Here is a 22,725-nt window from a genome sequence, read left to right on the forward strand (position 1 = left end):
TAGTCAAAAGTATCGTCGAAGGAGCGATCATGGCTATCAATGGAATTCAGTTTCAAAAGGGAATGTCGCTGGCGCAGTTCATGAAGGAGTACGGCACGGAAGAACAGTGCGAGGCGGCGTTGGTGAAGGCGCGCTGGCGCGACGGCTTCGAGTGCCCTCGCTGCGCGCACCGGTTGGCCTACGAGTTCAAACGCGGCGCCACCCGCTACTGGCAATGCAAAGCCTGCCGCTATCAAACCAGCTTGCGGGCCGGAACCGTCATGGAGCACGGCCACCTGCCGCTGACGACCTGGTTTCTGGCGATCTATTTGATGACGCAATCGAAAACAAATATTGCGGCGCTGGCTCTGATGCGACACCTGGGTGTGTCGTGGAAGGCGGCCTGGTTGCTCAAGCACAAGCTCATGGAGGTGATGGTTCAGCGCGAGGCTGGCCAACCGTTGCAAGGGGAAGTACGGGCCGATGACGCTTATCTTGGCGGCGAACGCACCGGTAGCGGCCCAGGACGCGGCTCCTCGAACAAGATGGCGTTCGTCGCTGCCGTGGAGCTGCGCGAAGGCCGTCCCCAGCGGGTGCGATTCGATCCGGTCGACGGCTTCTCCTTTGCCGCGCTCACGCCGTGGGCGAAGTGCGCCATTGCGCCGGGAAGCTGCGTCGTAACGGACGGTTTGTTGGGCTTCGAGGTGCTCGAACGGCTCGGCTACACGCACAAGGTCGTGTTGGCGCCGCGCGGCAAAGCCGGCACGGAGATCGAACCCTTCAAGTGGCTCAACGTGGTGCTGGGCAATCTGAAAACGGCGCTGTCGGGGACCCATCATGCATTCAAGTTCGCCAAGTACGCACGACGGTATCTGGCTGAAGTGCAGTACCGTTTCAATCGGCGATTCGATATGGCGGCGATGCTGCCGCGCATGGCCGTCGCCGTCACGCACACTCGGCCGTGCCCGAGGCGGAAGCTGCTGGGAAAGTCTGAGGCAAAGACATAATCAGGAGCGATTGAGTATGGCGTTTGAGTATGCATACTCAACAGAAGGCCATATCAGATATGGTTGAGTATATTTTTCGACGGGTATTGCATGTGGCCGCGGTCGTAGCCGCTGCGCGCGTAATCGGACAACTCGGCGCGCCGGCTGGCCGGCAGCAGCGATTCGCTGTGGAAGGAATTCTCGCGCGACAGCGTCTTGGCCGCTTCCAGATTATCGGCGGTCAGGTGTTCGGCCGACCACAGCGGCGTGCGCGTGATTCCGGAATGCATGACGCCGAACACGCCGTAGCACAGCTCGGTGGTGGCGCTGCTCATCTTGGGATTGCGAATTTCCGGCAGGCGGCCATCGACATAGTGGGCAGGACAGGCGCCGGCCCAGGCGGCGACGCTGCCGAACAAGCCGCAAGCCATTACGGCGGCCGCGACGGATCGTTGAATCAGATGCATATTTCTTTCAGGCAGAATGTGGTGGCGGCATTCTAGCGGACAACAGCGCGCGATGGCACACCGAATAAGCCGCCACCAGCCTTTCCATCGAAAATCCCCGATTCAGCCCGCTGGGATTGGGCAGGATCCACACCCTGGCCCCGCCGAAGCGCTCCGCCTGCTCGCCCCATTCCACCGTTCTTTTCTGCATGATGCCGGCATAGGCCGCCTTGCCGAGGAAGGCGACGCAACGGGGCCGGTAGAACGCGATCTTGGCGGCCAACGCCGACGCGGCATCCTCGAACTCCTGCGCATGGACCTGGCTGGCGCGGCTGGTCGGACGTTCGACGGCGGTCGTCAGGCCGATGCCAAAGTCGAGAGCGCTCCGGTCTTCCTCCGGCGCCAGCTGGCGGGGCGTGAACCCGGCCAGGTGAACCACCGGCCAGAAGCGGTTGCCGCGGCCGAGAAAATGATGCCCGGCCGCCGCCGCGCCGGCGCCGGGATTGATGCCACAAAAGACAATTTCCAATCCATGTCCAAGGATGTCGGGAAGCGCTTGCTGGTCGGTGGGATGCATGCCGCGCAGTATGGATCAGCGCGCCTGCCTGATCAACCCAGGCTTGCCCCCGATGTCCCCAAAACGATGCTGTTTGGCTCCGGAGTGATGCACTCAGGAATTCCCTTTATTACTGATGAATACCATACTGAATTATCGATGGGGCCAACCAGGCGCCCATGCCAGGCCAAGGAGTAATTCATCATGATGAAGCAACACTGGAGAACATCCTTCCTCTTCGGAGAAAACGTGCCGTATATCGAGGAGCTCTACGAGTCCTACCTCGACGATGCCGATTCCGTCTCGCGGGAATGGCGTTCATACTTCGAATCGCTGCAATTAGCGCCGGCGGGCGGCGGCGCGTCGTTATCGCTGGCCAGAAAGCAGGTCGCGGTGCAGTCGCTGATCGCGGCCTACCGGATGATCGGCGCCCGCCAGGCGCAACTCGACCCGCTGCAATGGAACCCCGCGCCACCGCTGCCCGAGCTGACGCCGGCCTACCATGGCTTGTCGCAAAACGACCTCGACACCCACTTCAGCAGCGCCGGCACCTACTTCCAGGACGGCGATTCGGCATCGCTGAAGGACATCGTCGCGGCGCTCGAAGAAACCTACAGCGGAACGCTCGGTGCGGAATACATGTACCTGGCCGACGCCGGCCAGCGCCAATGGTGGCAGATGCGGCTCGAAGCGGCGCACTCGAAGCCGCAGCTCAGCAACCAGCAGCGCAAGCACATCCTGGAACGGCTGACGGCGGCGGAGGGCCTGGAAAAATACCTGCACACCCGCTACGTCGGCCAGAAGCGCTTCTCGCTGGAGGGCGCCGAAGCGCTGATCGTGCTGCTGGACGAACTGCTGCGTCGCGGCGCGGCCCACGGCATCAAAAGCGCGGTGCTGGGCATGGCGCACCGGGGCCGCCTGAACGTGCTGGTGAACACCATCGGCAAGCCGGCCCAGATGCTGTTCGACGAATTCGAAGGCAAGACCGCCCACCTGCTGCCGGCCGGCGACGTCAAATATCACAAGGGTTACACCGGGACCATGGAGACCGACGACGGGCCGCTCGAAGTGGTACTCGCCTTCAACCCCTCGCACCTGGAAATCGTCAATCCCGTGGTCCAGGGCATGGCCCGCGCCAAGGCAGAACAGATGGGCGTGCTGGAAGAAGGCGGCGTGCTGCCGGTCGAGATCCACGGCGACGTCGCGATATCCGGCCAGGGCATCGTGATGGAGACCATGAACCTGAGCTACACCAAGGGCCACGGCACCGGCGGCACGATCCATATCGTCATCAACAACCAGATCGGCTTCACCACCTCGGCCTCGGGCGAAACCCGTTCGACCTTCTACTGCACCGACATCGCCAAGCTGATCGAAGCGCCGGTATTGCACGTCAACGCCGACGATCCCGAGGCTGTCGTCGAGGCGGTGCGGCTGGCCATCGAATACCGGACCACCTACAAGCGCAGCGTGGTGATCGACCTGGTCTGCTTCCGCCGCCATGGCCACCAGGAGCAGGACACGCCCAGCATCACGCAACCGCTGATGTACCGTTCGATCGCAGGCCATCCCGGCGCCCGTGCCATCTACGCGCAGAAGCTGGTCGATGCCGGCGTGCTGACGCAGGAACAGGTCGACGAATACGCCAACGCGTATCGCGATACCCTGGCCCAGGCCGAGGAGCCTGTCATTCCGGCGCCGCTCGCAGCGAACAAGGCAAGTCGAAATATCAGGTACTCCGCGCCGTCGCTGGACGCCATCCGTGAGCTTGCGCACAAGATTTCCGAAGTGCCCGAAACGTTCGCCCTGCACCCGCTGGTGACCAAGGTCGTCGGCAGCCGCCGCGAAATGGCGGACGGCGCCAGGCCGCTCGATTGGGGCATGGCCGAGCACCTGGCGTTTGCCTCGCTGCTCGCCACCGGCACCCACGTTCGGCTGAGCGGCCAGGATAGCGAGCGCGGCACCTTCAGCCACCGCCATGCGGTGCTGAACAACCAGAACCGGCAAGTGCGCGGCGAAGGAAAATACGTGCCGTTGAACCACCTCGCGGCCGGACAGGGACAATTCACCGTCAATAACTCCATCCTGTCCGAGTCCGCCGTGCTGGCTTTCGAGTACGGTTACTCGGCGATCCGCGACGACTCCCTGGTGATGTGGGAAGCGCAATTCGGCGACTTCGCCAACGGCGCCCAGGTCGTCATCGACAACTTCATTTCGGCGGCGGCCGCCAAGTGGGGCCAAAGCAATGGCGTCACCCTGCTGCTTCCGCACGGCCAGGATGGGCAAGGTCCGGAGCACGCCTCGGCACGGCTGGAGCGCTATCTGCAGCTGTGTGCGGAGGAAAATATCCAGGTGTGCCAGCCCACCCTGCCCGCCCAATTCTTCCATTTGCTGCGCAGGCAGGCGCTGGCGGTCGACCGCAAGCCGCTGATTGTGATGACGCCCAAATCGCTGCTGCGTCACGCGGATGCCGTCAGCAGCCTGGAGGACCTGGCCGACGGAACAACGTTCCATGAGGTGCTTGGCGACATGTCGAACGGGCTGGAAATCGAACGCGCGATTATCTGCTCCGGCAAGGTCTACGTCGACCTGCTGGAATATCGCCGGACACACGACTTGCACAACGTCGCACTGATACGCCTGGAACAGCTGTATCCATTCCCGGCCGGGCAACTGGCTGCGGAACTGGCCCGCTATCCGAATCTGAAGAAAGTCGTCTGGTGCCAGGAGGAAGCCCGCAACCAGGGCGCCTGGAAAGTTCTTGAAGAAGATCTTCGGGCCGTCGTACCAGGCATGGCGGAAATTCATGACGCTTGCCGCGCCGCCTCCTCATCCACGGCACCTGGCTATGCGTCGCTGCACCAGCAGCAGCAAGCCGCGGTAGTTCAACAAGCTTTTGCGATTTGATTCGCGACGGAGGCAGCTATGACTATGCAGAAACCCAGTGACATCAATCAACTCGTGGGCCGGTTCCTGGACCTTCAGGAGCAATGGGAAGACAAGCCGGAACAATTCCACTGGCCGGCGCTGCGCGTGCTGGCGACGGCCGGCGCCCACGCCTACAACGAAGGAAACGGGCCGTCGTTCCAGATACTGTCGGTAGACGGCATGCGGCACGGCGAATTCCACCTGCGCTTCCTGGAGTATTCGCTGGAAGCGGGCTTTGAACCCTTCAAGCTGGTGCAGGCGGGTCCCGGCCGGCCCCTGGTCGAAGTCTTCGCCCATGAGTCATTGGCGAACGCGGCAATCGAGAATCCCTGGTCAGCCAAAATGCTGGCCTGCCTGCAGGAGTATGCGCGTGTCCACGCCGGTGCGATGCCTGAGGAAGCGGCCGTTTCCTAACGAGCGCCGGCCGCGCGCAACAGGCGCGCCGCAACCGCGCCCAGTTCGGCCCGCAGCTCAGGCGGCTCCAGCACCGTAATATCGAACGGCGCGGCGGCCAACTGGCGCGCCAGCCAGCCCAGCTCGTCGGACTGGTTGTGCAGCAGCACGCCATCGCCCGTCTGCTCGAACAGGCCGATGGTGTCCATCATCGAGCAGCGCGCCGTGGCCAGGTCGGTGTGCAGCAGGATCCTGGCGGCGAACTTGCGCGGCAGCGCCGCCACCGACAGCCGCAGATGCTCCAGCGCATCGAAGCCCGGCGGCAGCGTGAAGCCGCCGTCGGCAGGCTCAACCGCCAGCACGCGGTCCAGCCGGAAGGTGCGCAAGTCGCGCCGCAGATAGCAATGCCCGACGGTGTACCAGTAGCCGGCATAGTAAGCCAGGCCGTAGGGATCGAAGTCGCGCTCGGTGTCCGCGCCGCCGGCGCGGTAACGCAGATGCACGCGCCGGCGCGCCTTGGCCGCCACGCTGAGCGCGCTCAGCGCAGCGTTGTTCGGCTCGGCCCCCGCCTGCCCGGGACCGGTGCGCAAGTCCAGCCGCACCGTTTCATCGATGGCGCCGACCCGCTGGCGCAAGCCGGCCGGCATGATGCGCTCCAACTTGGCCTGCGCGCTGGCCACCGCCGGCGCCGCCTCCGCCAGGCCCAGTCCACGCGCCGCCAGCAAGCCCAGCGACAAAGCCAGCGCCTCGTCGTCGGTGAACATCATCGGCGGCAGCTTGAAACCCGGCATCAGCGCGTAGCCGCCGTGACGGCCGCGCTCGGTGGTAATCGGGATGCCGATCTGCTCCAGCATGACGATGTAGCGGCGCAAGGTGCGGCCGTCCACCTGCAGCCGCCCGGCCATGTCGGCGCCGCTCATGCGGCCATGGGTTTGCAGCAGCTCCAGCACTGCCAATACACGTGTGGTTGGATGGTACATGACCTAAAGATAGCAGTTTATTAGGGCCAAATCTGCCCTGATTGATCTTTAAACTGCATAAAACGTCACCACAGGAGCATGCAATGAATCAAACCGCCAATCTCTGGTTGTATTTTGTCGTGGTCTTCGGCGTCATCGCGCTGCCGGGGCTGGACATGGCCTTCGTCATGGGCAGTTCGATGCTGGGCGGGCGCCGTTCCGGCATGGCGGCGGTGGGCGGCATCATCGCCGGCGGCTTTTGCCATCTGTGCATGGGCGCGCTGGGCGTAGCCATGGTGCTGCAATACTGGCCGCCGCTGTTCAAGATCATGCTGCTGGCGGGCGCCGTCTACATCGCCTGGATGGGCTGGAGCCTGCTGCGCAGCGACAGCGTGTTCCATCCGGCGCCGGGCGCCGAAGCGATGGCCGACGCCGTCATCTTCCGCCGCGCGCTGACCACCAGCCTGCTGAATCCGAAAGCCTACATCTTCATGCTGGCGATCTTCCCGCAATTCCTGAAGCCGGGCCAGGGGCCGTTGTGGGTGCAGTCGGGCGTGCTGGGCGGCATCACGGCGCTGACGCAGCTGGGCGTCTACGGTGCGCTGGCCTATGCCGCCAGCGGTGCCAACGGCTGGTTTGCCGCGCATCCCGCGGCCTCGACCGTCGCAGCCCGCGTCATGGGCGCATTGCTGATGCTGACCGCCGTGCTCAGCGCGAGCCAGGCCTGGGCCATGGCTTGACAACAAAAAAGGCCGGACCCCGTCGAGGTCCGGCCTTTCCGACATCCGCCCTACCAGAGGCAATGTTTCAAAGCTATCATTTCTTACAACACTAGTTACTATTTTACATCAGATTGTGACCAGCAGGTAAAAATTTTGATAACGGAGGATAATGCTGCTTCCCCACCTCATCATGTAAAGCGGAGCCCATGAAACAACTGTATATCAACGGCGCCTGGCTGGACGGCGCCAGCAGTTCAGCCAACATCAACCCATCCAATACCAACGACATCATCGACCACTATGCGGTGGCCGATGCGCAGCAGACCGAGCTGGCGATTGCCGCCGCCGCTGCCGCCGCGCCCGGCTGGGCGCTGTCGAACATCCAGATGCGCGCCGACGCGCTCGACAAGATCGGCAGCGAAATCCTGGCCCGCCGCGAAGAGCTGGGCATCCTGCTGTCGCGCGAGGAAGGAAAAACCAAGCCGGAAGGCATCGGCGAGGTGGTCCGCGCCGGCAATATCTTCAAGTTCTTTGCGGCCGAATGCCTGCGCCTGCGCGGCGACAAGATCCCGTCGGTACGCCCCAACCTCGACGTCGAAGTGACGCGCGAACCGGTCGGCGTGGTCGGCATCATCGCGCCGTGGAATTTCCCGATCGCGATTCCATCGTGGAAGATCGCGCCGGCGCTGGCCTACGGCAACTGCGTGGTGATGAAGCCGGCCGAACTGGTGCCGGGCAGCACTTGGGCGCTGACCGAGATCATCAGCCGCGCCGGCCTGCCTCCGGGTGTGTTCAACCTGGTCATGGGCCATGGCGCCGTGGTCGGCGCCGCGCTGCTGAACGACCGCCGCGTCAACGCCATCAGCTTCACCGGCTCGGTCGCCACCGGCAAGAAGGTGGCGATGGCGGCGATGGGCCGGCTGGCCAAGGTGCAGATCGAAATGGGCGGCAAGAATCCGTTGGTCATCCTCGACGATGCCGACCTCGCCACCGCCGTCTACTGTGCGGTGCAAGGCTCGTATTTCTCCACCGGCCAGCGCTGCACGGCATCCAGTAGGTTAATCGTCGGCAAGAACATCTATCCGCGCTTCGTCGAGGCGGTCAAGCAGGAATTGGCCAAGCTGGCGGTCGGCGACGCATTGGCCGCCGGCACCGACATCGGCCCGGTGGTCGACGCCAACCAGCTGGAACAGGACATGAACTATATCCGCATCGGCAAGGACGAAGGCGCGACCCTGGCCTACGGCGGCGAACGCCTGGATGGCCCGTCGCCCGGCTTCTACCTGCGCCCCGCCCTGCTGACGGACGCCAGCAACGACATGCGCATCAGCCGCGAGGAAATCTTCGGCCCGGTTGCCAGCGTGATTCCGGCCGACAGCTACGAGCATGCGCTATTCCTGGCCAACGACACCGAGTTCGGCTTGTCGAGCGGCATCGTCACCACCTCGCTCAAGCACGCGACGCACTTCAAACGCCACGCGCAGGCCGGCATGGTGATGGTCAACGTGCCGACGGCGGGTGTCGACTATCACGTGCCGTTCGGCGGCAGCAAGGCGTCCAGCTACGGCTCGCGCGAGCAAGGCACTTACGCGGCCGAGTTCTTTACCACCGTCAAGACGGCTTACTGCGGCGTGTAGCGCGCGTCGTATTGCTGCGCCGGTGGCCGGTGCCGGTTCGGGGAGGCCGGGTATCCTTGGCGTCCTTGGTCTCTCCGGCCTCGGCGCGCTGCTTGTTGACGATGCGGGCCGCAACTTCCTCCTCGCGGCCCTTGTAGCGCCCTTCTTCCTCGAATTTGTGCTCCAGTTCCTTGTATTCCCGTTCGCGCTTGGGACTCGCTCCTCTGGGCATGATGGTCTCCCTGCATTGGACTCGGATGTCACCATCGTAAACTGGCAACGGCGACAACGGCGCACGCCTGCGCCCCGTTATCGCCGCCATCCTGCCGCCAACACGCATCAATTGCAGTAGGTCTTTTTCTGCACCTCTTTCTTGGTTTCAGTCTTTTGCGCGACGACGTCTTCTTTCTTGACGTCTTTTTTCTCGCTGTCGTCCGGCGTGCTGGACGTCGCGGCCGGGCCGCCGGTCGACGACGTGGTGCCCGAGTCGTTGCCGCTGCTGCCGCTACCGCCACCGCTGGAAGTCCGCGCCACAATCGGCACGACTGGTGCACCGCCGGCCGGCGTTACCGCGTTGATCACGTTGATGGTGGTGTTGAGCGCTTGCGCGATCGGCCCATCAGACTGGGACTGGACCGGCGGCACGACCACCACGCAGCCGGCGGCGTTCGGGTTGCTCAAGCACACATTCACAGGCGGCAGCACGACGCTGCAACCGGCAAGCGTCGGCGTGCTGGTGCACTGTGCCAGCGTCGGCAGGACGGCGCTGCAGCCGGCCGTGGTCGGCGCGCTGCTGCAGCTTGCCAGCGAGGGCAACACGGCGGAGCAACCGGCGGCGCTCGGCGTAGCGACACAAACAGCCAGGTCAGGCAGGACCGCCGAGCAGCCCGCCGTGCCTGGAACCGCCACGCAGACGCTCAGCGGCGGCAGCACGGCCGAGCAACCGGCCAGGGTCGGCGTAGCGACGCATGCCGCCAGGCCTGGCAGCACGGCGGAACAACCCGTCAACGTCGGCGTGATCGTGCAAGCCGCCACCGATGGCAGCACAGCCGAGCAGCCCGGCAAGGTCGGCGCGGCCGAGCAAGCTGCCACCGTTGGCAACACGGCCGAGCAACCCGGCAGTGTCGGCGCGGCAGTGCAGGCGGCCACGGTCGGCAACACGGCCGAGCAACCAGGCAGCGTCGGTGTGGCAGAGCAGGCGGCTACGGTAGGCAGCACGGCCGAGCAACCAGGCAGCGTCGGCGTCGCAGTGCAGGCGGCCACGGTAGGCAGTACGGCCGAGCAGCCAGGCAGCGTAGGTGCCGCAGCGCAAGCGGCCACGGTGGGCAGCACGACCGAACATCCCGGAAGGGTCGGCGCGGCAGCGCACACGGCGAGAGTCGGCAGCACGGCCGAACAACCGGCCGTGGTCGGCGCGGCAACGCATACGCTCACACTCGGCAGCACCGCGCTGCAACCGGCGGTGGTCGGATCGGTCATACAGACGGCCAGAGCAGGCAAGACGGCCGAACAGCCGGGCGTCGTTGGCGCACTGACGCAGACGGCCAGGCCTGGCAATACGGCTGAACAGCCGGCGGTCGTCGGCGCCGCGGTGCAAACGGCCAGGCCTGGCAGCACAACGGAACAACCTTCTGTCGTCGGCGCGCTGGTGCAGACGGCCAGGCTGGGCAGGACGCTGGAGCAACCGCTCAGCGTCGGATTGGCGATGCAGGCGGCCACGGTCGGTGGCGGTACCTGCGTCGACGGGACGAACAGGTGCGAGCTGACGTTGCCGCCGGTCGGCACGTGCGCGCCGGTGACGCCGTTTGCGTTGATGGTGATATTGCCGCCGCTGGAGGTGACGTTCTGCGCGAAATTAATCTGGTCCAGTGAATTGCTGGAGCCGGCGGAACCGGCCGTCAGGTCGATATTGCCGGTCGCGGCAAGGTCGCCATTGATGGTCAACGGATGGCCGGTGGCCGTGCTCAGCGCCAGCGTACCGGTGGTGGTCACGACGTCTCCCGACGCCGCCGAGGCTGGCCCGACGACCAGGTTCGACAGGCTGGCGATGCGGATGCCGGCCGCCGGCGCCGTCAGCGAGGCGATGCGCGGCACAGTGGTATGCAAGCCGCCGGCGCCATCAATAGCGCCGATGCCCGCGCCGCGCGTGGAGGTGCCGTTGGCCGTGACGCTGAGGGTGCCGGCGGTGATATCGTTGGTACCAGTGCCGCCGTACACGGCGCCGTGCGAAGTCAGTCCGACATCGCCGCTGCCGGCGTTGATCAGTTGAGAGATGGCCAGTTCGCTGGTGGCGCCGCCGCCGGCTGTCAACGCTACATTGCCGCCCATTGTGTGCACGCCGCTCAAGGAGCCGCCACCCGACTCGATCAGCGTATTGGCCGGCAACACTCCGACCGTGAAGCCCGCGCTATTGCTGTACGAGATGGCCGTGCCATTGGTTTCTGCCGCCAGCGTCGAGATCAGGTTGCCCGCGTCGCCCAGCGTGACGACTCCGCCCGCAGACAGGCCCAGCGTGTTGACCACGATAGGCCCGCCCTGGGTGATGGTGCCGCCGCTGCCGAGGCCGATCATCGTGGTGATCGGATTGATGTCGGTCGCGACGGCCGTGCCGGCGGTGGTGATGCCGGCTACATAAAGTTCTCCCGGCGCTTCGGGGTCGGCGTAACGGCGGCCGATGCCGATATTCGGCGCAACCACGCGGTCGAGCCGGGTGATCGCCAGGCAGCCGCCGACGCCGCCCACCTGGCAGGTGGCCGAGCCCACCGTGATCGGCCGGCCCGTGGTGTGCGGCTGCAGCACCACCGTGTTACCGGTGACGGTGTCGTTGAGCGTCAGGTTGTCCGTCTCCAGCGACACGCTGGCGGTGCCGACGTCGATCGGCTTGCTGACGGTCAGCGTATGGGTGATGAAGCCGGTCGACAGCTCCAGGTCCTGGTTATTGGTCGACAGGCCGTTGATGGTGGTCACGCCATCGATCGCCGTCACGCTGCCGACGGACAGGTTGTTGGCGACGTAGATTTCCGACGGCCCCTTGACGCCGGCGCCACCCTGGTTCAGCGCGCCGCCCAGGGCGGTGAAGTTATTGGTGATCAGGTTCAGCTCGGCCGGTCCGGCCGCCTCCAGCACCAGCGTGCCGCTGGACACGATCAGCGGCGCGCCGGCGTTCTGGCTGATGCCGGCGCCGTCGGACTTGAGCTTGATGGCCTGGCCAGCCCCGGAAGTGATGCCGCTGACGCCGTCGACCGTCTCGACCGAGATCTGGTTGGCGGAGCGGTAGGCGAACGAGCCACTGGTGGAGCCGGCGATGCGGCCGGTGCCGTTGGCCTGGTCCAACGCGACGCTGCCCGCCGTCAGCGAGACCTTGCTGATGCCGCCGATGGTGGCGCCGGCGCTCTGCGTGATGGCGCCGCCGGAGGTGAGGCTCAGCGCCGAGCCGACGTGTTCGAATGCGCCGCCACTAGTATTGCCCAGCGCCGATTCGATCGCGACCGCGCCGGAGGTGGCCGAGCCGATGCGCAGGATAGGCGCGTTCACGCCGTTCAGTTCGCTGCTGGTCAGGCGCAGCACGCCGCTGCTGTCGGCCGCCAGCGCGCCGACCTTGACCAATACCCCGGCGGTGTGCGGCGCCAGGGCGACGCCACTGGTGCTGGTGATGGTGCCCGCCAGGCTCATGTTGTCGGCCGTGATCAGCGGTGTCGCGCCGCCGCTGGAAATCGAGGTGCCGGCCTGGCTGGTGAACACGCCGTCCACGCTGCCGGCATCAATGGTCAGCCCGCCGCCCGCCGTCGCTATGCTGGCGGTGCCATTGAGGGTGACTCCGGTCGTACCCTGCATGTACAGCACGCTGCCATTGGTGGCGATGCTGCCGTTGCCGTTCATGACCACGCCGCCCAGCGCGTTGAACACGGTCGTGCCGTGAGTCTGCAGCTGACCGCCATTGCCGATCGTGATCGTTTTCGATGCGTTGGCGTTGGCGATGGTCGCCTGTCCCGTCGTCAGCACGTCGTTGATGAACACGTTGCCGCTGCCGCCGTTGAGCGAGAGCATGCCGTTCAGGGCGCCGCCGTTATACAGATCCAGCGCGCCCGAGATGGTCACGTCGGCGGTCTGCGAGCCATTGCCGAGATAAATGTAACCGGTGGTGTCGATGGTGCGCAGTTCGGCCTCGGTCAGGCCGAGCACCCGCGTGCCGGGTGCGCCGCTGACATCGGTAGCGCCCGTGCCCGCGCGGATCAGCGTATCGCCGTTGCCGGGCCCGATGGCGACGCCGCCGCTGCCCGCATGCAAGGCGCTGCCGGTGAAGGACATGGCGTCGGCCTTCAGGTTGATCAAGCCGCCGCCGCTGCTGACGCTGGAGTTGGCCGGCATGGTCAGCTGGGCGTTGGTGTCGAACGCGAACAGCTGGATGCCGCCGCCGTTGCTGGTGATCGGCTGTGAAGCCAGCAGCGAAATCCCGCCCGATCCGTAGACCGCGATGCTGCCGCCGTTGCTGGTGATGGACTTGTTGATGCTGGTCGTGTAGCCGCTGGCGTTGTCCAGATACACATTGCCGGCGCCTTGCTGATCGATGCCGTAGCTGCTGGCCCCGCCCACCGACAAATTGGTGCCGCTATTGGACAGCCGTATCACGCCCGAAGACGTGTTTTGCGCCTGCACGCTGTCGCTCATGATGGCGAGCGGGATGGCGTTGCTGATGCCGTAAATGCCGGTGGCGGCCTTCATGTCCAGCGCGCCGGCCTTGATGACGTTGCTGTTGAGCATCTGGATCGCGCCGGCGCTGGTCAGCGACACGGTGCCGTTGCCGCCGGCCGAGCTCGAACGGGCGTCGAGCGCGCCGTCGGCGCCCAGTATCATGTCGCCGCCGTTGGCGGTCAGCGTGACGTTGCCGGCGTTGAGCGCGGCCGTGCTGATGCCGCGTGCCGTCAACGCCTGCTGGGCCACCATGCTGATACTGCCGGTGGGCGAGACCACGCTGCCCACGTTGATATTCTGCGTCGCCAGCAGGTTGATGGTGCCGCCGGAGAGGACGGAACTGTTGTCGCTGGCAAGGCTGCCGGACGTATCCAGCGTCAAGTTCGCCGTGCCGGCGCTCAGGTTGCCGGCGATGGTCAGGTCGTTGGTCGCCCCGATGCTGATGGCGGCGTTGCTGCCGTAGTGCGAGGCCGAGTTCAGGCTCATCCTGCCGGTGTGCGCCAGGTACAAACCTTGCGGGCCGGCGCCCGAGGCACCGATATGGAAGTCGGTGGTGTCGCTGTTGAGCGCGTTGGTCAGCAAAGGCAGGCCCGAGGTGCCGATCGCCCCGGTGCTGCTGTTCTGCAGCATGATGCTGTCCGCGCTGATGACGCTGGAGGCGCCGGTGCGCGTGATCGCGCCAGTACCGCCGGCATTGAGCGCGACGTAGCCCGAGGCTCCGGCATTGATCGTGCCGGCCACCTCGATGCCGAAGGCGGAAGCCGCGGTGGTCGAGATGTCGACCGCCGCGTTGGACGCGGCGGTGCTGACCGAGGCAATCGACAATGCACGGTTGTTGACCAGCGTGATGTTGCCGGTGCCGGTGACGCCGGCGGTCAGCGAGCCGATCTCATTTTGCGTTCCCGCCAGGTTGGTGCCGGTGGCGCTGTTGATGACGGTGGCGCCGCCCTTGACGATGCCGCTGCCCAGCACCTGCCCGCTGGTGGCGGTCAGCGTCAGCGCGGAGACTCCCGAATTGCCGGCCGTGACGCCGTAGGTCGTGTCCGATACCGTCAGGTCGCCCGTCAGCGCCGTCAGGCTCAGGGGCGCGGTGCCGAAGCTGAGCACGCCGTGCGAACCGCTGACCACGCCGACCGTCAAGGCGCCGGAATTGACGAAACCAAAACCCGACGGCGCATTGCTGTAACCGGCCAGGGTAGTCAGATTGTTGGCAGTGTGATTGAGGGTAACCGCGCCCTCGTCGGCGATGATCAGCGCCGACGGCGCGCTGATCTCCGCGGTTTGGGTGATGTCGCCCTTGTAGTCGCGGAAATTGAGGGTGCCGGACGGCGCCGACACGATCGAGTCGATGGCCAGGCCGCCGGTGACGGTGGTCACGCCGGTCATGATCTCGACAGAGCCACCGCTGGAGCTGACGCCGACCTGCGTCGGGATCGCGCCGCCCGCCACCGTGCCGATCGTCAACGCGTCGGCGTCGTGATAGGAGAAGCCGGTGGCGCCCGAACCGGCCAGGGTGCCGACGGTGTTGCCGTTGTGGGTCAGGGTCACGCTGCCGGTATCGGCGATCGCCGCCAATGTCGGCACCGAGATCACCGAGGTCTGGGTGATGTTGCCGCCCGTCGTGTACAGCGACAGTTTGCCGCCCCCGGTATTAGTCACCTGCGAATTGATCGCGATGCCGGTGGTGGCAGACAAGGTCAGCTCGCTGGAGTTGGACCAGCTGACCGGGCTCAGCACCGTGATGGAGCCGGTGCCGGTGTAGACGTTGACGTCCGATATGGCAAGCTGGTTCGTCAGCGTCAACGGCGTCAGCACGGCCGGCGTATTGTTGGCCTCGTAGACGAAAGGCGAGCCGCCGGTTTGCGTGATGTAGGTGTCGCTGCCGGTGTCGATGGAAATATTATTCGGATCCAGCAGCAGGGTGCCCATCTTGCCCCGGGCCGCGCGCAGGTCGACCGTGCCGCGGAAATCGAGGAATTGCTTGCCGGACGACTCGGCGATGCCGCCGTTGCCGCCGGCCGCCCCGCCCCGCGCCGACACCTGTCCCGCCATCGACGTGGCGCCGTCGGCCCAGACCACCACCTTGCCGCCGTCGCCGCGCGCGATAGCGTCGGCCTGGATGCGGGCGTCGGCCCCGACCACGGTTTGCTGCGCGTTCTGCACCGCCGCGTTCTTGCCCTGGTAATCGCCGCCGACCAGCACGGTGCCGCCGCCGGTCTGGCCGCTGGCGTCGATGCGCGCGTCGCCGGTCAGCGCCACGCGCTGCCCCAGCACGGACACGTCCCCGCCCTGCCCGGCGCCGGTGGCGCTGGTCACGCTGCCCGCCTCCAGCAGCGTGTCGCGGCTGGCCTTGAGGACGATCTTGCCGTTCTCCCCCACCACCGCGCTGTTGGCGTTCAGACGCCCGCGTTGGTTGACCAGCGCGCCGTAGATGCCGATGCGGCCGCCCTGCGCGATCACCTGGCCCAGGTTCAGCGCCGCGTTGTCCGGCGCGCTGACCACCACCTGCACCGATGGATTGCCCGCCTCGACCAATTGCACGGCATGCCCGGCCGCCAGGATCACATCCCCCTGGGGCGAGGTGATGATGCCGCTGTTGTCCACGTTCGGTGCCACCAGGAACACCTGGCCGCCGGACGGCGTGGTGATGCTGCCGGCATTGCTCACCGCGCCCGCGCCGGCGACAGGGGTAAAGTTGTTCCTGCCCGCCAGGAAGTCGGCGTTCGACAGGTTCAGGCTGGACGCGACCAGGCCGGCCACGTCGACCCGCGAGTCGCGGCCGAACATGACGCCGTTGGGATTAATCAGGAAGACGCGGCCGTTCGACTGCAGGGCGCCGAAAATCTGGCTGGGATCCTGCCCCAGGATGCGGTTCAGCACGCTGCTTGAGCTGTTTTGCTGGATGAAGCGGGTCACCTCGCCGGCACCGACCGAAAAACTCTGCCAGTTGATGATGGTGTTGGGCGTATTGGTGATGGAGTACACATTGCCCTGCTGGCCGAATGTCGCCTGGCCGGCCACCACTTGCGGCAAGGTGGGCGTGGCCTGGGCTGTGCCAAAACAGGCGGCGACCAGCAAAGGCAGCCATTTGGGACGCAGTGAGCCGATCGTCGGGCAGGAAGAGCGGTTGTTCATCATCAGTTCCCCAATCGCGGTGCGCGGCGTCCAGCGCCACGTCATGTGTTTTTAATAACTACGGGTGAATCTGCTAGAGAGAGTGTAGCGCCGTTTATGTTACTGATTGGAATTTTTCAGTTTGACAGCCGCGTTAGGGCGAGGAAATCTCAGCTTTGTTGCGTAGAGGCCATTTGGCGCTCAAGAAGCGCCGCAACTGCGTCGTTCATCCGTCGTGGATTGAAGCCTTGGCGACGCACCGCGAAAGCGCGTGCCGCCGCGCGATAGCTGTCCTGTTCAAGCACCCGCCGCACGGCACCGCGCCAATCGCCGTCCGCTTGCAGCAAAGCCGCGTTGTAGCCGGCGCCGGACCGCGCCACCTGACGCGCGGCCAGGAACTGCTCGTTCTGCATCGGCAGCATGAGCAGCGGCACGCCCGCCAGCAGCGCTTGCGCCAGCGTGGCGTCGCCGCCGTGGGAAATGCATAGATCGGCTTCGGCCAGCGCCAGCGTCAGGTCGACCGGCGCGTCCGCATAATGCAGCTGCGGACTGATGACCGGCGGCACCGCACCGCCCGCCACGTCCGGCAGATACACCACCGCGCGGCAGCCCTCGTCCACCAGCGCCTGCAGTACCGAGCGGTGCGACGCATGTCCGGCCTTCAGGTAGGCAAACACCTTGCGTCCCTCACCCGCCGGCCAGCGCGGCGCCATCCCGCCCGGCGACAACAGGCTGGGGCCGACCCAGTGCGCGGCCTCGTGTTCGGCGCGGCCGTAGTGATCCAGTTCCGGCCAGGTGCACAGCAAGGCGAAGTCGCCCAGGAACAGTTCGGCGCCGTGCTCAAACGTGGCCGCAGTGGACGGAAGCAGCGCGTTGGCGTTGGCCACCACACGGGCCTCGGACGACGCCAGGCGCTGCGCGGGGATCGGCTCCCAGTCGCGCAGCGGGGGCAGCGGCTTGCCCGGCGGAGGACTGTAGAAGCCGTTACCGACCGAAGCGCTGCGCAAGCCCATGCCGCGCGCGGCCAGGATCGCCGTCGGCGCGAAATCGGCCACCACCAGGTCCGGCCGCAATTGTTCGAACAGCGCGCGCCAGCCGTCTACCATGCCGCGCAGCGGTACCGCGTCCAGATAGCCGAACAGGAAAAGGATCTCGGCCAGGTTGCCTTGCGTGGGCGGCAGGCCGCTGCTGCCTTGCTGCCACACCGGCGCCTGGAATTTCGGCACGTCCAGGTCGGCCAGCAAGGCCCGCGTATGCGCCAGGTCGCGCAAGCTCAGGGTGACGCGATGGCCGCGCGCCAGCAGCGCCTGCGCCAGCATTTTCAGGCGTCCCGCGTGACCCAGCCCGCCGCCCAGCTCCCAGCACAGGTGCAGGTGGGCCATGGTTCAACCTTCCGCCATCAGCTGCTCGATCTCGTCCAGCAGCTGCGGCATGGTATCGACCACGCGATAGGCGCCGGGGAAGTCGTGTCCACGCGTCAGCGCGTTGCGCAGGATGATGCAGCGGATGCCGGCCGCCGTCGCCGCCTGCAGGCCGCGCGGCGAATCCTCCACCACCAGGCAATCGGCGGCGTTCAGCTGCAGCCGCTCGAGCCCCAGCAAATACGGCTCCGGCGACGGTTTGCTGCTGGCGTAGGATTCATGCGTGAGGACGAATTCAAAATGCGGCATCAGCGCCAGGCGGTCGTGGATGATCTCGAAGTGCTCGCGGTTGGCGCTGGTCACCACGCCCATGCGCAGGCGCGGCGACAGGCTGGCCAGCACTTCGGCCACGCCTTCGATGGCGGGTATGTGCTCGGAAGCCAGTCGGGCGGCATAGCGGCGATTGCGGTCGTTGCGCCATTCCTCGATCTGCGCCTGGTTCAGGCGCGGCTCGATCAGGTGCCACGCGCCGCAGTTGTCGGCCAGGTACCAGTCGAAGAAGTGCTGCTCGCTCAGGGCCAACCCCAGTGGCAGGAACAGATCCCGGTTCGCCTCGTAAAACAGGCGCTCGGTATCCACCAGCACACCGTCGTTGTCCCATAAAATCGCCTGCAACCTCATCTCGTTCACGCAGGAACGCCGCTCGCCATCGGGTTGGCCAGCGGTTCGGCGACCTTGCTCAGCAGGTTGCGGTCGACGTGATGGAACGGCTCATCCTGGCCGCGTATCATCATCACCGTATCTTCTTCGTAGCCCCAGGTGCCGTCGTCGTTGATGGTGACCTTGATGCGGTACTCCACCGTCTTGAAGCCGTATTCCAGGAACGGGTTGGAACGGATGCCGTAGGTGTCGGACTCCAGCCGCGCCACCAGTTCGAACTCCTTGGCGTCCGGCGCCACCACGGCCGACGCCATGGCGATCTGGCCGCGCGGGATGGCCAGCGTCTGGATCACGGTGCTGGTGGCCGGCTCCCACAGCCAGTAGCCGACCTGCTCGTGGTAGGTCTTGGCCTGGCCCGGCTTGTTGATGATGATCAGGTAGCGCAGGCCGTAGAACAGCTGCGGGCCGTTGGTCACGGGATCGATCGGCTGCAGCTCGATGCGTTCGACGTAGGCCTGCTTGCGCGGGCCGTCCGCCTTCGGCTTGATATCGAGGCCGCGCTCACCCTTCCAGATTCCCGCCATCGGCGCCAGCGGGCCGAGGTTGTCGAGGGTGTTGACGTCGATCGTGGACGGTTCGGTGTAAATATCGCTGGAAAACTCGCTCATGCAAAATCCTGTTGGTTGGTGATGACGCTATTGTAAGGCGATCTCGATGCGGTTGCGCCCCCCGCTTCTGGAATAGGCCACCGCGCCGCCCAGTTGGCGTATCAGCAGCAGTCCGACGCCGCCGACCTTCTGCTGCTCGACCGGCAGCAGCGGATCGGCCGGCGCAGGTCCTTCGGTCAGCGGATTGAATGGCGCCGCCTCGTCCTCATAGGCCAGCCGAGTGCCATCCACGCCCACCCACACCGAATGCGCGCTGTCGCCACCGTAGCCATGCAGGATGCTGTTGCGCAGCAGCTCTTCCAGTATCAGCTCGGCGCGGGCAACGACGCCGGGCGCCAGGCCGGCGTGCTGCAGCGCCAGCGCGGCGAACGCCATCGCGCTGGGCACCGCGTCCAGGCGCGCCGGAAATTGCAGCATGTGCGCGGTATCGGTTTCTTTTTTCTCCATATCAATATATTATCGGATTGATCATCCAAGGAGAAGAAACATGTTGAAAGCCGCACTGGCAGCGGTCCTGGTCATCGCTTCCGCCCATGCCGCCGAACCGCCCGCCGGCATGGTCAAGACCACCAAGGGCAAAGCGACTATCGAACGCGAAGGCAAGCAGTCGCCGGCAAGCGCCGGTGCGTCGCTGATGCCCAGCGACCGCGTGATCACCGGCGCCGACGGCAGCGTCGGCATCACGCTGCGCGACGAGACGCTGCTGGCGGTGGGGCCGAACAGCAACGTGTGGCTGGAAAAATACGCCTTCGACCCGACTTCGCACGAGGGCACGCTGGACGCCACCGTCAAACGCGGCACGCTGGGCGTCATCTCCGGCAAGCTGCCCAAGCAATCGCCGGGCGCGGTGCAGTTCCGCACGCCGACTTCCATCCTCGGAGTGCGCGGCACCGAATTCGTCATCGACGTCAAGGACGGAGAATAATCGATGGCGATGTTAATCTGGATCGCCTGCCTGATCGCCGCCGTCTCGCAACAACGCACACCCGCCGAACAAATCACGCTGCTGCCCAACCAGGACGGCAAGCCGAGCGCGGTGATCATCTCCACGGCGGGCGCCGATACGGTGCTAGACAAGCCGTACCAGGTCGCCTCCATCGATAGCAAAGGCGCTACCGTCAGCATCGGCGACATGGCCGATATCAGGAGCCGCTACGAGACAGTGCTGTCGGCGATGCCGCAGCGCGCGGCCGTGTTCACGCTCTACTTCGCCACCGACACCGACGACCTGGTGCCCGAATCGGCGGCGCGGCTGGCGGACGTCAAGGCGCAACTGGGGTCGCGCCCTGCTCCCGAGATCATCGTCATCGGCCATACGGATACCGTGGCCAAGCGCGAATACAACGACGCCTTGTCGCTGCGCCGCGCCGCCGCGGTCAAGCGCATGCTGGTGGAAACCGGCATCGACGAAGAACGCATCGTGGTGCAAGGCCGGGGCGAACGCGAGCCGCTGGTGCCGACCGCCGACGGCGTCGACGAGCCGCGCAACCGCCGCGTCGAGATCCGCGTCCGTTAGCTTGTTGCCGCGCCGTCCCAGCGCAGCACCAGCAAGGTCAGGTCGTCCGAGGCTTCAGCCTGGCCCACGTGCCGGCGCACATCGTCGCGCACCGCCTGCACCACCGCTGCCGGCGGCGACGCCGTCGGCATGCCGCCCAGCAGCCGGTCCAGCCGCTCGTTGCCATACAAATTCCCCGCCTCGTCCATCGCCTCGTTGATACCGTCGGTGGTCAGGCACAGGCACTCTCCCGCCTGCAGCTGGTATTCCTGGACCGGGTATTCGAAATCATCCATCACGCACAGCGGCGGCCCATCGGCGGGCCGCAGCAGCTCGATGCGGCCATCGGCCATCAACCGGCGCGGCGCGTCATGGCCGGCGTTACACAGCAGGACCTGGCCGGTGGAGGCATCGAGGATGCCGGCCACGCTGGTCACGAACAGCATCTCCGGATTCTCGCGCGACAGCTCCCGGTTGGCGCCGTTCATGATGGCGGCCATGCCATCGGTGCCGCGCAGCGCGACGCTCTTGGACAGCGCCTTCGCCACCACCATGAACAGACTGGCCGGCAGGCCCTTGCCCGACACGTCGCCGACCATGAAGAAGACGCGGTCGCGGTCGAGCATGAAAAAATCATACAGGTCGCCGCCCACCTCGCGCGCCGGTTCCAGCAAGGCATCCAGCGTGAAGCGGCGCTCGCCGGGGAAGGACTGCGCGGCCTGCGGCAGCGTCGCCATCTGGATGCGGCGGGCGGCGCCCAGTTCGCCGGCGGTCTTCGCGGCCGACACACGCGCCGCCTGCAGCGCGTGCTCGCTCAGCTTGCGGTCGCGCACGGCCGCCGCCAGCATGCTGGTCAACAGGCTGAGGCCAACCACGCCCAGGCCGCAGTCCACGGCGGCGGCATCGAACAGCAAGCCGGCGCGCGCGAACAGCAGCGCGCCGCCGCCGAACATGCCCAGCGCAATGACGGCTCCTATCGGCACCGATACGCGCAGCCGCAAGCCGGGCATCAGCCACACCAGCAGCAGGCTGAAGATGCCGAACGACGCCACCTCGGCGGCGCGCATCCAGCCGGGCCGGCGCAGGAAGGCGCCGTCGAAGAAGCTCTCGATCATCTGCGCGTGCGTGTCGACGCCGGGCATGAAGTCGCCGCGGGCGTTGGTTTTGTAGTCGGTCAGTCCCAGCCCGGTCATGGCGACGATGACGATCTTGTCTTGCAGCGCGGCCGGGTCGAGACGGTCCTGCATCAGGTCCAGCGCGGAGATGTAGCGGTCCATCGCCGGCGAGGAAAAATTCACCCAGACCGCGCCGTCGGGCAAGGTCGGCACCCGCAGGTCGCCTACCGACACGCTGTGCACGCCGTCGGAACCGGCTTCGATTTCGAGTGCCTTGGCGCCGGTGGCCACGCGCAGCAGCTCCATCGAAAAAGCCGGCACCAGCGTCTCGCCGACCGCGCCTACCAGCGGCGCGCGCCGCACGATACCCTTCTCCAGGTTCACCGATAACAAGCCCTGCCCCTTGGCCGCCGCCTGCAGCAACGGCAGGCTGGACATCGCTTGCGGGAATCTCATCACATGCGTCATCACATGCAGCGGCGCGGCACTCATGCCGTTCACGTGCACCGGCCAGACGCGCAGCGCATCGCTGGTACCCGGCTCGGGATGGGCGAAGCCGGCCGCGCCCAGCACCGTCGGCGCCCTCCGCATGGCCGTTGCCAGCACGTCGTCGTAGGCCGGCAGCGCGGCCAGGCCATCGCGCAACGCGCCCGCTGGCAGGCGGGCGGCCAGCGCTTCCGGCGACGTGGTGTCCGGCTCCGGCATCAGGATATCCAGCCCGATGGCCAGCGGCCGCTGCGCATCGATGCGTTCTATCAGTTCCGTCAGGCGCGTGCGAGGCCATGGCCACTGGCCGAATTGCTTCAGCGAGGCTTCATCGATGGCGATGATCTGGACCGGTCCGGACGCGCGCTGGCGCGGCAGATGGACCTGATAGGCGTCGAATAGGGCCAGCCGCAGCTGCGGCAGCGGACCGTCGCCGCCGATGGACAAGGCCAACGCCAGCAGGCCCGCCAGCACCAGCGCCAACGGCCGCCCCTGGCCCGCGCGCAGGCCGCCCAGGACCCGGGTTTGCAAGCGTTGCAGCATGGCCGC

At 66.1% G+C, this 22,725-nt stretch carries 17 protein-coding genes; 7 read left to right on the forward strand and 10 right to left on the reverse strand.

Annotated features, from left to right (window positions below; all coding sequences use genetic code 11):
• Positions 1 to 29 precede the first annotated feature (29 nt).
• Positions 30 to 986 (forward strand): IS1595 family transposase, encoded by a 957-nt coding sequence (locus tag ACSQ3S_RS18940; protein ID WP_436143416.1) that lies wholly within the window; start codon positions 30 to 32, stop codon positions 984 to 986.
• Between the two features lie 53 nt (positions 987 to 1,039).
• Here ACSQ3S_RS18940 and ACSQ3S_RS18945 read toward each other — a convergent pair whose 3' ends face one another.
• Both ACSQ3S_RS18945 and mug read right to left on the reverse strand, forming a co-directional pair.
• On the reverse strand, positions 1,040 to 1,432 hold the full coding sequence (locus tag ACSQ3S_RS18945; protein ID WP_436143417.1) for a DNA/RNA non-specific endonuclease: 393 nt from the start codon (positions 1,430 to 1,432) through the stop codon (positions 1,040 to 1,042).
• Positions 1,433 to 1,439: 7 nt separating this feature from the next.
• Positions 1,440 to 1,988, reverse strand: coding sequence for a G/U mismatch-specific DNA glycosylase (mug, locus tag ACSQ3S_RS18950; protein ID WP_436143418.1), 549 nt, complete (start codon positions 1,986 to 1,988; stop codon positions 1,440 to 1,442).
• A gap of 183 nt (positions 1,989 to 2,171) precedes the next feature.
• Between mug and ACSQ3S_RS18955 the strand changes: the two genes are divergently transcribed.
• Together ACSQ3S_RS18955 and ACSQ3S_RS18960 are read left to right on the forward strand one after the other, a co-directional pair.
• Positions 2,172 to 4,874: a 2-oxoglutarate dehydrogenase E1 component gene (locus ACSQ3S_RS18955; protein WP_436143419.1), complete on the forward strand. Its 2,703-nt coding sequence runs from the start codon at positions 2,172 to 2,174 to the stop codon at positions 4,872 to 4,874.
• Between the two features lie 18 nt (positions 4,875 to 4,892).
• Positions 4,893 to 5,309 (forward strand): hypothetical protein, encoded by a 417-nt coding sequence (locus ACSQ3S_RS18960; protein ID WP_436143420.1) that lies wholly within the window; start codon positions 4,893 to 4,895, stop codon positions 5,307 to 5,309.
• Here ACSQ3S_RS18960 and ACSQ3S_RS18965 read toward each other — a convergent pair.
• Positions 5,306 to 6,268: a helix-turn-helix transcriptional regulator gene (locus tag ACSQ3S_RS18965; protein ID WP_436143421.1), complete on the reverse strand. Its 963-nt coding sequence runs from the start codon at positions 6,266 to 6,268 to the stop codon at positions 5,306 to 5,308. The two genes, ACSQ3S_RS18960 and ACSQ3S_RS18965, sit on opposite strands and share 4 nt — an antisense overlap.
• Before the next feature lie 83 nt (positions 6,269 to 6,351).
• On the opposite strand from ACSQ3S_RS18965, the gene ACSQ3S_RS18970 reads away from it, so the two are divergent.
• Positions 6,352 to 6,987 (forward strand): LysE family translocator, encoded by a 636-nt coding sequence (locus tag ACSQ3S_RS18970; protein WP_436143422.1) that lies wholly within the window; start codon positions 6,352 to 6,354, stop codon positions 6,985 to 6,987.
• A gap of 188 nt (positions 6,988 to 7,175) precedes the next feature.
• Complete coding sequence (locus tag ACSQ3S_RS18975) at positions 7,176 to 8,606, forward strand: aldehyde dehydrogenase family protein (RefSeq protein ID WP_436143423.1); 1,431 nt, start codon at positions 7,176 to 7,178, stop codon at positions 8,604 to 8,606.
• Here the strand turns inward: ACSQ3S_RS18975 and ACSQ3S_RS18980 are convergent.
• The 6 genes from ACSQ3S_RS18980 to ACSQ3S_RS19005 form a co-directional block, all read right to left on the reverse strand.
• Positions 8,581 to 8,817: a hypothetical protein gene (locus ACSQ3S_RS18980; RefSeq protein WP_413449657.1), complete on the reverse strand. Its 237-nt coding sequence runs from the start codon at positions 8,815 to 8,817 to the stop codon at positions 8,581 to 8,583. The two genes, ACSQ3S_RS18975 and ACSQ3S_RS18980, sit on opposite strands and share 26 nt — an antisense overlap.
• 107 nt (positions 8,818 to 8,924) lie before the next feature.
• Positions 8,925 to 16,457 carry a two-partner secretion domain-containing protein gene (locus tag ACSQ3S_RS18985; RefSeq protein WP_436143424.1) on the reverse strand — a complete coding sequence of 2,511 codons (7,533 nt, stop codon included), beginning with the start codon at positions 16,455 to 16,457 and terminating at the stop codon, positions 8,925 to 8,927.
• A 104-nt stretch (positions 16,458 to 16,561) separates the two neighbouring features.
• On the reverse strand, positions 16,562 to 17,773 hold the full coding sequence (locus ACSQ3S_RS18990) for a glycosyltransferase (protein ID WP_436143425.1): 1,212 nt from the start codon (positions 17,771 to 17,773) through the stop codon (positions 16,562 to 16,564).
• Positions 17,774 to 17,776: 3 nt separating this feature from the next.
• On the reverse strand, positions 17,777 to 18,433 hold the full coding sequence (locus tag ACSQ3S_RS18995; protein WP_436145051.1) for an HAD family hydrolase: 657 nt from the start codon (positions 18,431 to 18,433) through the stop codon (positions 17,777 to 17,779).
• A gap of 5 nt (positions 18,434 to 18,438) precedes the next feature.
• A complete protein-coding gene (locus ACSQ3S_RS19000) occupies positions 18,439 to 19,080 on the reverse strand; it encodes an FABP family protein (RefSeq protein ID WP_413447273.1) in 642 nt (213 codons plus the stop codon).
• A 27-nt stretch (positions 19,081 to 19,107) separates the two neighbouring features.
• On the reverse strand, positions 19,108 to 19,527 hold the full coding sequence (locus tag ACSQ3S_RS19005) for an ATP-binding protein (protein ID WP_436143426.1): 420 nt from the start codon (positions 19,525 to 19,527) through the stop codon (positions 19,108 to 19,110).
• Positions 19,528 to 19,567: 40 nt separating this feature from the next.
• Here ACSQ3S_RS19005 and ACSQ3S_RS19010 point away from each other — a divergent pair, with 40 nt between their 5' ends.
• Together ACSQ3S_RS19010 and ACSQ3S_RS19015 are read left to right on the forward strand one after the other, a co-directional pair.
• Positions 19,568 to 20,005 (forward strand): FecR family protein, encoded by a 438-nt coding sequence (locus tag ACSQ3S_RS19010; RefSeq protein ID WP_176650799.1) that lies wholly within the window; start codon positions 19,568 to 19,570, stop codon positions 20,003 to 20,005.
• A 3-nt stretch (positions 20,006 to 20,008) separates the two neighbouring features.
• On the forward strand, positions 20,009 to 20,596 hold the full coding sequence (locus tag ACSQ3S_RS19015) for an OmpA family protein (RefSeq protein ID WP_436143427.1): 588 nt from the start codon (positions 20,009 to 20,011) through the stop codon (positions 20,594 to 20,596).
• Here ACSQ3S_RS19015 and ACSQ3S_RS19020 read toward each other — a convergent pair.
• The gene (locus ACSQ3S_RS19020; protein ID WP_436143428.1) at positions 20,593 to 22,719 is read right to left on the reverse strand and encodes a CHASE2 domain-containing protein; all 2,127 of its coding nucleotides are present in this window, start codon (positions 22,717 to 22,719) and stop codon (positions 20,593 to 20,595) included. The two genes, ACSQ3S_RS19015 and ACSQ3S_RS19020, sit on opposite strands and share 4 nt — an antisense overlap.
• Positions 22,720 to 22,725: the final 6 nt, after the last annotated feature.

It is taken from the genome of Duganella sp. LjRoot269 (assembly GCF_964254095.1).
GTDB lineage: Bacteria > Pseudomonadota > Gammaproteobacteria > Burkholderiales > Burkholderiaceae_D > Rugamonas > Rugamonas hordei.

Bases quoted from the DNA above. Each gene is read 5' to 3' on its own strand.
- ACSQ3S_RS18940 (WP_436143416.1), top strand. From the start codon at position 30: ATGGCTATCAATGGAATTCAGTTTCAAAAGGGAATGTCGCTGGCGCAG.
- ACSQ3S_RS18945 (WP_436143417.1), bottom strand. From the start codon at position 1,432: ATGCATCTGATTCAACGATCCGTCGCGGCCGCCGTAATGGCTTGCGGC.
- mug (WP_436143418.1), bottom strand. From the start codon at position 1,988: ATGCATCCCACCGACCAGCAAGCGCTTCCCGACATCCTTGGACATGGA.
- ACSQ3S_RS18955 (WP_436143419.1), top strand. From the start codon at position 2,172: ATGATGAAGCAACACTGGAGAACATCCTTCCTCTTCGGAGAAAACGTG.
- ACSQ3S_RS18960 (WP_436143420.1), top strand. From the start codon at position 4,893: ATGACTATGCAGAAACCCAGTGACATCAATCAACTCGTGGGCCGGTTC.
- ACSQ3S_RS18965 (WP_436143421.1), bottom strand. From the start codon at position 6,268: ATGTACCATCCAACCACACGTGTATTGGCAGTGCTGGAGCTGCTGCAA.
- ACSQ3S_RS18970 (WP_436143422.1), top strand. From the start codon at position 6,352: ATGAATCAAACCGCCAATCTCTGGTTGTATTTTGTCGTGGTCTTCGGC.
- ACSQ3S_RS18975 (WP_436143423.1), top strand. From the start codon at position 7,176: ATGAAACAACTGTATATCAACGGCGCCTGGCTGGACGGCGCCAGCAGT.
- ACSQ3S_RS18980 (WP_413449657.1), bottom strand. From the start codon at position 8,817: ATGCCCAGAGGAGCGAGTCCCAAGCGCGAACGGGAATACAAGGAACTG.
- ACSQ3S_RS18985 (WP_436143424.1), bottom strand. From the start codon at position 16,457: ATGACGTGGCGCTGGACGCCGCGCACCGCGATTGGGGAACTGATGATG.
- ACSQ3S_RS18990 (WP_436143425.1), bottom strand. From the start codon at position 17,773: ATGGCCCACCTGCACCTGTGCTGGGAGCTGGGCGGCGGGCTGGGTCAC.
- ACSQ3S_RS18995 (WP_436145051.1), bottom strand. From the start codon at position 18,433: ATGAGGTTGCAGGCGATTTTATGGGACAACGACGGTGTGCTGGTGGAT.
- ACSQ3S_RS19000 (WP_413447273.1), bottom strand. From the start codon at position 19,080: ATGAGCGAGTTTTCCAGCGATATTTACACCGAACCGTCCACGATCGAC.
- ACSQ3S_RS19005 (WP_436143426.1), bottom strand. From the start codon at position 19,527: ATGGAGAAAAAAGAAACCGATACCGCGCACATGCTGCAATTTCCGGCG.
- ACSQ3S_RS19010 (WP_176650799.1), top strand. From the start codon at position 19,568: ATGTTGAAAGCCGCACTGGCAGCGGTCCTGGTCATCGCTTCCGCCCAT.
- ACSQ3S_RS19015 (WP_436143427.1), top strand. From the start codon at position 20,009: ATGGCGATGTTAATCTGGATCGCCTGCCTGATCGCCGCCGTCTCGCAA.
- ACSQ3S_RS19020 (WP_436143428.1), bottom strand. From the start codon at position 22,719: ATGCTGCAACGCTTGCAAACCCGGGTCCTGGGCGGCCTGCGCGCGGGC.